This window comes from Chryseobacterium barbadense (assembly GCF_042849955.1).
Lineage (GTDB): Bacteria > Bacteroidota > Bacteroidia > Flavobacteriales > Weeksellaceae > Chryseobacterium.
The window spans coordinates 1-12,028 of record NZ_BAAFHL010000063.1; the positions used below are offsets into that span (position 1 = coordinate 1).

The window sequence follows — 12,028 nt, forward strand, 5'->3', positions numbered from 1 at the left end:
CAATAAGATATCTCCGGTAAGTTGCCCGGGTTTTAGGCCTAAAGCTCCCGTCATTCCCGTTTCTTCATCAATCGTGAAAAGGGCTTCCAGAGCAGGATGCGGAATATCTGAACTTTCCAGGATAGACATGATGGTTGCTACTCCTAATCCGTTATCAGCTCCTAAAGTAGTGCCTTTTGCCTTTACCCAGTCGCCGTCAACCTCCATTTTAATTCCTTCCGTTTCAAAATCAAAATTGATATCATTGTTCTTCTGGCAGACCATATCCAGGTGAGACTGAAGAATAACGGATTTACGGTTTTCCATGCCTGCTGTGGCAGGTTTTTTAATAATGACATTTCCTACTTCATCTACAGTAGTTTCCAACCCAAGATTTTCTCCAAATTCTTTGATGAATGCAATTACTTTTCCTTCTTTTTTTGAAGGTCTGGGAACAGCATTAAGTCTGGAGAAGTTTTTCCAGATGATTTGTGGTTCTATATTGGATAATTCCATAAAATTTATTTTTCTCAAAATTACAAAATAAAAAATGCTTCCGTAAATTCAGAAGCATTCTTTATTATTTTATTTTTAGCACCCGCATTCTCCATAAATAGGGGTGGATACCACAGTTCCATCTGCTTTTTCAATGGTGAGTGTACCTTCGAATAACAAAGCCTCTTCATTTTTTATTTTCTTACCCTTTACGGAAATCTTATAATTCTCATTCTCTATTTCCTTGCTTAGTTCTTCATCCACTTCCATATCGTTGGAAGAGATGAGATTCATAGCCAGTCTTTTACCATCCAGCTTCATGTATGCTGTTTTTCCTGCATCATCAGCATAAATATATTTCTCGGCTTCAAAATCTGTTTTATTCTTGGCGAAATAGCATGAGCATTCTTTAATTTCTTTTGGGAAAGGGAAAACTTCAATTGCAATTTTCCCATCCGTAGCAATATCAACGGCCACAGAATCCTGTACTACGCTCAAAGAATCTGCAGGGGAAAGATTTGAAACTGTTTCTTTGTCTTTTTTACAAGCTGTCAGCATGAGTGCTGAAAAAGTGATGATTACATATTTCATTGTCTGTAGTGGTTTTTATCCTCTTGCTCTTTCCAAAAGCACCATCATCAATAATGAAAGAATAACTAAGCTTTCATCTTCATCATCAATATCAATCAATCTGTCCAGCTGAAATCTTCTGCCAAAGAAAGAAGGCATTTTCTTAAGTTTAAAATATTCTTTTCCATCCATTCCTTTTACAGTATAAGAAGGATTCAGGAAATATCCGGTAAATATTCCGATAACAGGAATTTCACCTACGACTCCATCAAAGAACTTTACCCATGCGCTGTCCTCGGTTACAATGAATTGAGGCTGATCATTCGCATCCAGTATATTATACGTAGACTTCCAAAGAGAACGCATTCCTTTTCTGGCCAGCCTTCCGAAATTTTTATTGTTGACAAGGTCATTTAAAGAATAAGATGCATTGAAATCAATCCATTGATTGGCTTTGATCCTGAAAAGTTCTTTCGATTTGCTTTCATCATTAAATACAATAACATCCTCTTTAAGCCTGAACATTTTCTGACGGACATAGGCTACATAATTTCCATTTCTATCCGTAATATTAAAGTCGCTGGATAATGTGGTGATTTTAAACTTGAAATCCAGAGGATAGTTGAGATTGTTAAGTACCATTGAGTTTATTTTTTCATATTTCCTTTCAAAGATAATATTTTTATGGGGAACTCAGGAGGATTTAGGCGCTGTAAACCGTGAATACTCATCTTTTTGTTTTATTTTTGTCATTATGGATTATCCGAGTAAAGTTTTAGCAAAAGCGGTGGATGAAATTTCAGGATTACCCGGAATTGGAAGGAAAACAGCTTTGCGTTTAGCATTACATTTATTGAAACAACCCAATTCCAGAGCCGTTACTTTGGGAAATTCCCTCATTAACCTTGTTAATGACATCAAATACTGCAAAGAATGCCATAACTTTTCTGATTTTGATACCTGCGAAATATGCAGTAATCCTAAAAGGAATGACGAGCTTATCTGCATTGTGGAAGATGTAAGGGATGTAATTGCTATTGAAAACACTGGGAAATATACTGGGAAATATCTGATTTTAGGCGGGAAAATATCTCCGATGGAAGGTGTAGGCCCCAATCAGCTCAATATTCCGAGTGTAGAGAGAAAGCTGAACGAAGGAAAAGTCAAGGAGCTCATATTTGCCTTAAGTGCCACCATGGAGGGTGACACTACTGCTTATTACCTTTATAAAAAATTCAAAGGTTTCGGGGTTAAATTTTCAAGCATAGCCAGAGGGATTTCTGTGGGAGATGAGCTGGAATATGCAGATGAAATTTCCTTAGGAAGATCTATCATGAACAGATTGCCATATAATGAAGGGAGTTCTTAATCCTTAAGTCAAACAAATGGTTTCCGTAATAATTCCCGTGTATAATGCAGAAAAAACAATTATTGGTGCTTTGAATTCAGTTAAAGCACAAACGGTAGGTGTACAGGAATTTGAGATATTTGTTGTGAACGACGGCTCTACAGATCAGAGTGAAAAGTTGGTCAGGGACTATATGGAAAGTTATCCCGAAATGAATATAAAAATTTTCAATCAGCCAAACGGGGGCGTTTCAAAGGCAAGAAATACAGGCTTGAAGGCTGCGCAGGGAGATTATATTGCATTGTTGGATGCGGATGATGTATGGTTACCTGAAAAAACAGAAAAGCAACTAAAATATCTTCAAAATAATACATTGAATATTGATTTCCTGGCAACCAGAAGGAATAATAATAAAATCCTGTTTCCCTACAAAGTAATAAATAATCTTGCTCAAATTACATTTAAAAAACTTTTATTAAGAAATGAAACCCAACCATCAACCGTTATATTTAAGAGGAAAGTTTTAGAGAATACGGGATACTTTAATGATAATCAAAGGTATGCAGAGGATTTAAATTATTGGATGAAAGTATGTAGAAACAATAAAATGTACATTCTTAATGAAAGTTTATTAATTGCGGGTGGGGGAAAAAGAACTTTTGGTGTTTCTGGGCTTTCTGCTAATCTTTCAGCCATGGAGCAAGGGTTTCAGCAAAATTTAAAAGAAATATATGGTTTAAAGTATATTAATTGTATTGAATATACTTTCCTTACGGTTTTTTATAAAGCTAAATATTTACTTTTGTTAGCCAGAACATTTTACCATAATCAGAAAATACCCAAAAATAAAGAAGGTTAACCAATGAAGTTATCTATCATTATCGTTAATTATAATGTAACTCAATTACTTAAAAACTGTCTTTTATCTATTTGCAAGTATGTTGATAGTATTAATTATGAAGTGATTGTTGTTGATAATGCATCTCCTGATTCTTCATGGGAAAACCTTATTCCTGAATTTCCCCGGTTTAAATTTATTTCTTCAAAAAAAAATGAAGGTTTTTCAAAAGCAAATAATAAAGCAATAAAAACAGCTAAAGGAGAATATCTTTTAATATTAAATCCGGATACGGAAATCGAAGGTTTTTATATAAAAAATATTTTAGATTTTGCTGATTCCAAAACAAATTTTGGGTGTCTTGGCGTGAGGATGCATGATGTCCATGGAGTGTTTTTGCCTGAAAGTAAAAGATCGGTTCCTGATATAATAAATTCTTTTGAAAAGCTATTCACTAACTTTAAGGAAAATAATTCAAAATCCTATTACAGGAATGATATCGGAGAGTTCGATGTTGCCCAGGTTGAAGTCATTACCGGAGCTTTTTTGCTGATAAAAAAGGATGTTTATGAGAAAGTTGGAGGCTTTGATGATTCATATTTTATGTACGGTGAAGATATTGATTTGTGCTATACATTACTGAGACATGGTTACAAGAATTATTACTATGGAAAAGAATCAATTCTTCATTATAAAGGAGAAAGCACGATAAAGGATGAGGTATATTTGGAGCGGTTTTATGGTGCGATGCAGATTTTTATTAATAAGTATTATAAAGACTCAAAGCCTGTTCAGTATTTATTTTTAAAAATGGGACTAAAGCTAAGGCATGAAATAGAAAAAATTAAATTAAAATAAAAAAGCAACTCGATCGAGTTGCTTTTCTTATGATGTAAAATAAATAGTCGTTATTTGGTTGGCTTTACAGGAGTCTGAGAAGCCGGAGCAGATTGTACAGGAGCTTCTTTCTTTACAGGTTGCTGAGAAGGAGCCACTTGTGATGGTTTACCGGTAATGACAACACTTAAAAGGATAAGAATGATAATCACAGTTCCTAAAGTCCATGTCGCTTTTTCCATGAAGTCATTGGTTCTTTGTACCCCAAACTGTGCAGATGATGCACCTCCGAAAGTACTGGAAAGACCTCCTCCTTTTGGGTTTTGAGCCATAATGATAATAACAAGCAAAACGCTCGCAATCATAACAAGAACCATCAATAGTGTAAATATAGTATCCATTAATTCTGATATCTTTTTGAATGGGCAAATTTAGTCTTTTTTTATGGAACGGCAAAAAGATATCATCAAATATTGATAAAAATAAAAGCGGCAACATTTGTTGCCGCTTTTTCTATATCATAAGAAAGTTTCTTATTTAAAATCAGAATCTTTAGCCTGGTTGATCTGGTAAGATTTTACCGTTAAGTTAATGTCCATTCCGCCCATATTTTGCATGATCGTATAAGGCAGTTTCACACCAGATACATCCTTATAATCTGCATAGCTTGTAGGAACTGAACCTCCTTCTCCTGCTTTTACCTCTCCGGTTTTCAAGCCCGTTTTTACACTGTAATAATATGTTGTTTTACCACCTTTTATTACGTAAGAATCTTCATTGTTATACTTTTCGATTCCTGCAAGTTTGTATTCCGGGGATTTAGCAAAAGATAATTCCGGGAAAAGCTCAGTATCTTTAGCCATTTCAGTTTTTTGCTTATCGTTCAAAGGTGCTTTTTGCCCCTGAACTTCCATGTAGCCGTCTTTTCCGTCGAAAACGATTTTCTGAACCGTATTTCCCATCATGCTGATGTTCATTGCCATCTTACCGCCTTTAGCCTGGATCATTTTCATATTCATATCCATTCCTTGTACCTTGGTAGTAGCATCAGAAGAGATGGAAGTTACTTTCTGAACCGCAGCAAGACCACCGATTGCATTGATGTATTTGTCGGCTACAGATCCGATCGTTACACTTGCATCTACTTTTTGAGCAGTTGGTTTTGCAACAGGGTTAGCTTCTTTATCGAAATATTTTACAGGGTATCCTAATTTTTCTAATCCTTCAGAAATATCGGAAGCTTTACCGGCAATGAAAATTCTGCTTTGGTTTGGTAAAATAGTCGTTTTTACAGCATTGGAAACATCAGCTGCTGTTACTTTATCGATAGATTTCAGATAATTGGTATAGAAATCAGAAGGAAGATCCTGCACTTTCTGATTCAATGCAAATCTTGCAATCGTAGCCGGCTGCTCCAAAGACATAATGAAAGCACCTTTCAATTTCGCTTTAGCATTCTCCAATTCTTCCGGTTTTACAGTAGAAATAGCGTTAAGCTCATTCATAAATTCTTTAACCGCTTTATCTGTAACCTCGTTTCTTACGCTTGCTTCAGCTGAGAATTCAGGAGAATACTTGCTTGCGCTTAAGCTTGAATAAGCCCCATAAGTGAATCCGTTCTTCTCACGCAGGTTCATGAAAAGCCTCGCCTCACCACCACCTCCTAAGATATAGTTCGCAATGGTAGCAGGAAAGTAATTAGGATCCTTCATTTTTAAGTTGTTCAGATTGTTTACTGATACAACAGACTGTACTGCTGTAGGAACATCTACAACGTTAATTTCAGTTTTAGCCACATTAGAAGCCGGTTCTAAAGGCGCAAATTTGGTATTGGATTTTTTCCATCCGCTAAAAGCTTTCTCAACCAAAGATTTTACCTGCTCAAACTTTACATCTCCAACAATTACTAAATAAGCATTGTCCGGAGCGTAGTATTTATTGTAAACATTTTGTACATCAGCCAACTGGATTTTGCTGATAGATTCTACCGTTTCAAATTCCCCTCTTGAGGTATTTTTTCCATACATCAAGGCTCTTGAAACCTTATCAGCGATAGAAGAAGCGTTTTTCTCTTCAGATTTTAATCCTTCGATCGCTCTTTCTTTAGAATTCTGGATTTCTTTTGCTGAAAAATTAGGATTGATAACAGCATCTGCCATTAATCCTAAAACTTCCGGAAAATATTTTGAAAGAGAGTTCGCAAAAGCACCGCCTGAGTTGAAGTTTAAGCTAGCTCCCAAGAAATCTACTTTTTTATTGAAGTCATCTTTACTGATGTTTTTGGTTCCGTTTTCAAGCTGTTCTGCCATAATCTGGCTTACTCCCGTTACATCTCCTTCATAATAAGGAGGTCTGTCCATAGAAAGATTAGCGCTTACTCTCGGTAATTTATTGTTTTCTACCACCATGACAGTAAGGCCGTTGTTCAACTGGAAGGTTTTGGGCTTAGCAATGTTGATCGCAGGAGTAGGCCCTGGCTTTGGCATTGCATTAAGGTCAATTTTTTGTGCTGAAACCATTCCTGTGAATAAGAATGCTACAGCTATATATGTTAATTGCTTTTTCATTGTAAAAAAATTATTTTTTGAAAATCATCTGATAAAACCTAAGTTTTAGAGATTATTTTTTTTCAGGTACGTAATTAATGATTACTCTTTGATTAGAATTCAAATACTTTTTAGCCGCATTTTGCAGATCCTGTCTTGTGATAGATCTGTAAATGTCAATTTCCTTGTTGATTAGGTTAGTATCTCCCATCAATACGTGGTTGGTTGCCAATGAAGCAGCAATTCCCTGAATGCTTGAGTTTGCGTTAACGAACTGATTCTCATACTGGTTTTGAAGCTTTTGATAATCTTCTTCAGAAATTAAAGTAGTCTGAAGCTTTTTGATTTCAGCATCAATATCAGTTTGTAACGTTTGCTTGGTAGTTTGTCCCATCGGGATCGCAAAGAAAGCGAAAATACTGTAATCCTCAAGACCCTGGTTGAAAGCCGCCACCTGAAGTGCCTTTTTCTCCTGATCTACTAATTTTTTATATAACACTGAAGATTTTCCGTTGCTCAAATAGGAAGAAAGCATATCTAAGATATAAGCATCCTTCTCTTTATTACCCGGAGTTCTGTAAGCAAAAACATATGCCGGAAGTTGGATATTAGGGTCTGTCGCCGTAACTTCCTTTTCCTGAGTGATTGGAGTATCCTTAGGGAAGTTTTTAGGGTAAACTGTTCCTTTTGGAATTCCTCCATAATATTCCTGGATCCACTTTTTAGTCTGCTCGGGCTTGATATCTCCTGCAACCACTAACGTAGCATTATTAGGAACGTAGAATTTTTTATAGAATGCAATAAATTCATCCAATTTAGCCGCATTCAGATCCTCCATAGACCCAATGGTCGGCCAGTTGTACGGGTGGTTCGTGAAAAGGTTTTTCTGAATCGTTGTGAAAAGATTCCCATAAGGCTGGTTATCCATTCTCAGTCTTTTTTCTTCTTTTACTACCTCTCTTTGAGTATCTACACCAATTTGGTTGATCACTGCATGGCGCATTCTTTCAGCCTCCATCCAAAGTCCTAATTGCTCATTATTGGATGGAAAAGTCTCATAATAATACGTTCTGTCATTTGTGGTGTTCGCATTGTTTTGTCCACCGTTGGAAGAAACAATCTTGAACCAGTCACCTCTCTTGATGTTTGGCGTTCCTTCAAATAAAAGATGTTCGAAAAAATGGGCAAAACCGGTTCTTCCTTTTACTTCATCTTTAGCACCTACATGGTACATTACTCCTGTGGTAACTACCGGTGCGGAATTATCCTGATGAAGAATTACGTGTAAACCATTAGGTAAGTCATATTCTTCGAATTTAATTTGTTGTGCATTCAAAGCCATTCCGAAGAAAGCTGCAGCAGCAACAGAAAGAAGTCGTTTTTTCATTATAGTAGAAATTGTTTAGTCAATTAGTGTCAAAAATAAGCCAAATGTTACAATTGCGATGTGATTATTTTTGGTAAAAACAGATTTTGTTAAATATCTGATAGCGTAGTTTTAAAAATTTGAATTCTCCTTTTAATGCATTAATTTTGTAATCCAAATTTTTTTGCTGTATGGAGGATTATCTGAAAGGACTGAATGAATCACAATTTGAGGCTGTTACCACCTTACAGGGACCATTGATGGTCCTTGCAGGAGCCGGTTCAGGGAAAACGCGTGTACTCACGATGCGTATTGCTCATTTGATTACGAATGGAGTAGACCCTTTCAATATCCTGGCCCTTACCTTTACCAATAAGGCAGCCCGTGAAATGAAAGAACGTATTGCCAAAGTAGTGGGAGACAGCAATGCAAGAAGCCTTTGGATGGGGACCTTCCACTCAGTGTTTGCAAGAATCCTGAGAAATGAAGCCCATTATTTGGGATATCCTTCTAACTTTACCATTTATGACCAACAGGATGCTCTGAACGTCATCAAAAAAGTGTTGAAAGACATGAATATTGATGCCGATCTCTATAAACCTAAAAAAGTACAGGCAAGAATTTCCACCTATAAAAATAATCTCATTACCGTAAAAGCTTATTTCAATAACCCGGAACTTATTGAGGCAGATGAAAAAGCCAATATGAAATTCATCGGGCAGATTTATCAGAAATATGTGGATGCCTGTTTCAGAAACGGAGCGATGGATTTTGACGATTTATTGTTAAAAACCAATGAATTGTTAACCCGTTTTCCTGAAGTATTAGCAAAATATCAGGACAGGTTCAGATATATTCTGGTGGATGAGTACCAGGATACCAACCATTCTCAGTATCTTATTGTAAAAGCTTTAGCTTCGAAATTTGAAAATATCTGTGTGGTAGGAGACGATGCACAGTCTATTTACTCTTTCCGTGGCGCGAACATCTATAATATCTTAAACTTTAAAAAAGATTATCCGGATGCAGTAACCGTTTCTCTTGAACAAAACTACCGTTCAACACAGAATATTGTAAATGCAGCCAATGTGGTAATTGCTAAAAACCTGCAGCAGTTCAAGAAAAATGTTTTCAGTGATAACGAAACCGGGGATAAGATCAAAGTATACCGTTCACTTTCCGATGCGGATGAAGCGAATTTCGTGGCTGGAAATATCTGGGAACTTCGCAACAGGGATCAGAGAAAATACAGCGATTTTGCTATTTTATACAGAACCAACTCTCAGACCCGTGCTTTTGAGGACGCGTTGAGACGTAAAAATATTCCGTACAAAGTTTATGGGGGCTTGTCTTTCTACCAAAGAAAAGAAGTAAAAGACTTGCTTGCTTACCTTCGTCTTCTGATCAATGAAAATGATTCCGAAGCATTAATGAGGATTATTAATTATCCTGCAAGAGGAATTGGCGATACTACTCAGAATAAACTGATCGTTTTTGCAGATTCACAGAATGTATCGGTTTCCAAAGTACTGGATAATCTGCCGATGTATGCTCCACATTTAGGATTCAATAACGGAGTCATTACGAAACTGAATGATTTCTGGTCGATGATCAAAGCTTTCCAGGTTTTATTAAAGACTGAAACGGCTTACAATGTGGCGATGGAAGTGGCCAAACGAAGTGGATTAATCAAGTTTTTAAAAGACGACCAGACTCCGGAAGGGATTTCCCGGGTGGAAAACGTTCAGGAATTGATGAACTCCATGCAGGGGTTCATTGAAGAGCAAATGCAGCTGGAAGACGGCGATCCTAGTTTATCTAACTTCCTTGAAAATATTGCCCTTTCCGCAGATACGCAAGACAAGGAAAATGATGAAGATATGGTTTCTTTAATGACGATCCACCTTTCCAAAGGACTGGAATTCCCGGTGGTTCATTTAGTAGGCTTGGAGGAGAATCTTTTCCCAAGCTTTATGAGCTCGTCTACCAGAGAAGACCTGGAAGAAGAAAGACGTTTGTTTTATGTAGCGTTAACAAGGGCAGAGAAACAGGTGTTTTTCTCTTATGCGGTTTCCCGTTTCCAATGGGGAAAAATTACCGATGCGGAACCTTCAAGATTCTTAAGCGAGATCGACGAAGAATTCATAGAATTTGTCAATCCCGCGATTGAAAAACGTTTCATCAACAATTCCGGAATCAAATCCAATATTTTTGATGAGCATCCTTCGGAAGTAAGAAGCTTCAAAAAAGTGGAGAAGAAAACCATTGAAAGAGGCGAAAGTTTAAAACCTATGGCTGAACCAAGAAAACTGAAGCCTGTAAGTACCGCAAAAATTATTAATCCTAGCGGAGCCTCTTCCCAGGATATTGAAGTGGGAGATAAGGTGAGACACGATCGTTTCGGAATTGGAGAAGTCACTTTTCTGGATGGTACCGATCCGCAGAATATCAAAGCGAAGGTTGTTTTCCAGCATGAAGGGGAGAAAAACCTTATTTTAAAGTTTGCAAAATTGACTAAAATGTAAAATTATAGAAACGGATTCAAAAAAAGAATCCGTTTCTTTTTTTGATAAAAATAATTATGGGCTAATTCACCAGTATTGATTTCAATTTTTGTAAATCACTTGTATTTTCTAATCTGTGGATCATTCTATGACAATTGCTGCATAATACTGCGAAATCACTTTCGATGTTTAATAAAGTTTCCCCCATATTTAAAGTCGAAATAGCTTTTAAGTGATGAGCTTCTATAAACTTTTCCCCAAGCGTGCCATATTTTTCTTCAAAATTAAAATTACAAGCTTCACATTGATAGCCCTTATTCTTTTTTACTTTTTCAGAAATAGAAGAATTTCTCTCGATTCGGAAATGTAACCTTAATTGCTTTTTTTCAATAGCGGTTAAATCATCCTTTATGTCATCACTTATTTGTAAATCATTATATGTTAATTCATTATATAATTGTAGAAATAAAAGAATTTCATTCTCAATATTGTACATATTGCTTTGTAAAGATTCTAATGAAAAATATTTAGCGAGAATATTTCCTGACTCGTATAATTTAGCATTTATTGTTGAGGCTTCTAAATTTATTTCATCAATATATGTAGAATCATAATTTAATTTATTTCGAAAATCTAATGATTTAATTCTTAAAACTTTTGCGGCATCTCTTTTATATGTTTCTTTGATGTCAGTTACTCCTTGATTTAACGATAGATACACACCAGACATGTCTGCTTTGAATAGGAAGACTGGATAATAACCTGATTGTGCACTATCTGTAACAAGTCTATCAAAAATTGCAATCCAAGGAACTTCACTCCATCTACCTTTTCCCGGAGATCCATCTATTTTATATCTTTCTCTATCTAGGATAATACCTTCAATAGATTTTGGATAATTGTTCCTTATTTTATTGGCTAAGGAGTTTTCTTTAAATGCTGTTTCTTTTTCTGCTAAATAGTTTTCTAAAATTTCTATTAAAATTTCTTTCATGGTTAGTTTTTCAGACAATTTAGAAAAAATTATTTTATTTCTTCTGCGAAACAATAAAATTCACCATTTCATCTACTATTTTCTCCAATTCAGCTTTGTCCGTAGTTCTGAAACCGTGTAAGCCGTCTTCTACAATGGTCAGTGTATTTTGTACTCCTTCTTTTTTTAATTTTCTACGAAGCTTTTTTGCTTGTTTTATAGGAACTACCTGATCTTTATTTCCCTGAATAATTAAAGTAGGGATGGCATTGTCAACATAGCTTACAGGCGAAATAGTTGTGCAATATTCTATTACTTTCTTTTTGTCCTTCTTGATATCATAGCCAGTGATTCCAAAAACCAGCTTTTCTCTAAGATCCACAATCTTTTTTGAAAACAAACCAACGAAAAAAACGGGCACTTTTCCGATACGGGTACGTAAAAGCTTGTTCATATCAGACGGACCGAAATTATTGATTACATAATTCACCTTTCCAGAATATTTAGACAACTCCGGATCACCCACAAATTCTGTATCTGAAGTATATGCTGAAAGCATCGATAAATGAGCC

General features: G+C 35.9%; 11 protein-coding genes and 1 pseudogene. 4 read left to right on the forward strand and 8 right to left on the reverse strand.

The features are described 5' to 3' along the window. The 3 genes and pseudogenes from ACGHIN_RS14880 to ACGHIN_RS14890 all read right to left on the reverse strand — a co-directional run. Nucleotides 1-495, reverse strand: a pseudogene (locus tag ACGHIN_RS14880) (cytosol nonspecific dipeptidase); the annotation flags it as partial. A gap of 75 nt (nt 496-570) precedes the next feature. Beyond that, complete coding sequence (locus ACGHIN_RS14885) at nt 571-1,065, reverse strand: hypothetical protein (protein ID WP_390455195.1); 495 nt, start codon at nt 1,063-1,065, stop codon at nt 571-573. A gap of 15 nt (nt 1,066-1,080) precedes the next feature. Beyond that, nucleotides 1,081-1,686 (reverse strand): LURP-one-related/scramblase family protein, encoded by a 606-nt coding sequence (locus ACGHIN_RS14890; RefSeq protein WP_390455198.1) that lies wholly within the window; start codon nt 1,684-1,686, stop codon nt 1,081-1,083. A gap of 112 nt (nt 1,687-1,798) precedes the next feature. Here ACGHIN_RS14890 and recR point away from each other — a divergent pair, with 112 nt between their 5' ends. The 3 genes from recR to ACGHIN_RS14905 are packed head-to-tail and all read left to right on the forward strand — an operon-like array spanning nt 1,799 to nt 4,088. Continuing rightward, on the forward strand, nt 1,799-2,413 hold the full coding sequence (gene recR / locus ACGHIN_RS14895; protein WP_390455201.1) for a recombination mediator RecR: 615 nt from the start codon (nt 1,799-1,801) through the stop codon (nt 2,411-2,413). A gap of 16 nt (nt 2,414-2,429) precedes the next feature. Then, nucleotides 2,430-3,251 (forward strand): glycosyltransferase family 2 protein, encoded by an 822-nt coding sequence (locus ACGHIN_RS14900; protein ID WP_390455204.1) that lies wholly within the window; start codon nt 2,430-2,432, stop codon nt 3,249-3,251. Between the two features lie 3 nt (nt 3,252-3,254). Continuing rightward, nucleotides 3,255-4,088, forward strand: coding sequence for a glycosyltransferase family 2 protein (locus ACGHIN_RS14905; RefSeq protein WP_390455207.1), 834 nt, complete (start codon nt 3,255-3,257; stop codon nt 4,086-4,088). Between the two features lie 50 nt (nt 4,089-4,138). Here ACGHIN_RS14905 and secG read toward each other — a convergent pair whose 3' ends face one another. From secG to ACGHIN_RS14920, 3 genes are all read right to left on the reverse strand, one after another. Next, nucleotides 4,139-4,468 (reverse strand): preprotein translocase subunit SecG, encoded by a 330-nt coding sequence (gene secG / locus ACGHIN_RS14910; protein ID WP_390455210.1) that lies wholly within the window; start codon nt 4,466-4,468, stop codon nt 4,139-4,141. Between the two features lie 132 nt (nt 4,469-4,600). Next, nucleotides 4,601-6,634 (reverse strand): M16 family metallopeptidase, encoded by a 2,034-nt coding sequence (locus ACGHIN_RS14915; protein WP_390455213.1) that lies wholly within the window; start codon nt 6,632-6,634, stop codon nt 4,601-4,603. A gap of 52 nt (nt 6,635-6,686) precedes the next feature. Further along, entirely contained in the window at nt 6,687-8,000 is a 1,314-nt protein-coding gene (locus ACGHIN_RS14920) for a M16 family metallopeptidase (RefSeq protein ID WP_390455216.1), read from the reverse strand. Between the two features lie 170 nt (nt 8,001-8,170). Between ACGHIN_RS14920 and ACGHIN_RS14925 the strand changes: the two genes are divergently transcribed. Continuing rightward, nucleotides 8,171-10,504 carry an ATP-dependent helicase gene (locus ACGHIN_RS14925; RefSeq protein WP_390455219.1) on the forward strand — a complete coding sequence of 778 codons (2,334 nt, stop codon included), beginning with the start codon at nt 8,171-8,173 and terminating at the stop codon, nt 10,502-10,504. A gap of 61 nt (nt 10,505-10,565) precedes the next feature. Here ACGHIN_RS14925 and ACGHIN_RS14930 read toward each other — a convergent pair whose 3' ends face one another. Further along, nucleotides 10,566-11,477: an MrcB family domain-containing protein gene (locus tag ACGHIN_RS14930; protein ID WP_390455222.1), complete on the reverse strand. Its 912-nt coding sequence runs from the start codon at nt 11,475-11,477 to the stop codon at nt 10,566-10,568. Between the two features lie 34 nt (nt 11,478-11,511). Further along, on the reverse strand, nt 11,512-12,028 hold a 517-nt coding region (locus ACGHIN_RS14935), incomplete at its 5' end, for an alpha/beta hydrolase family protein (protein WP_390455225.1).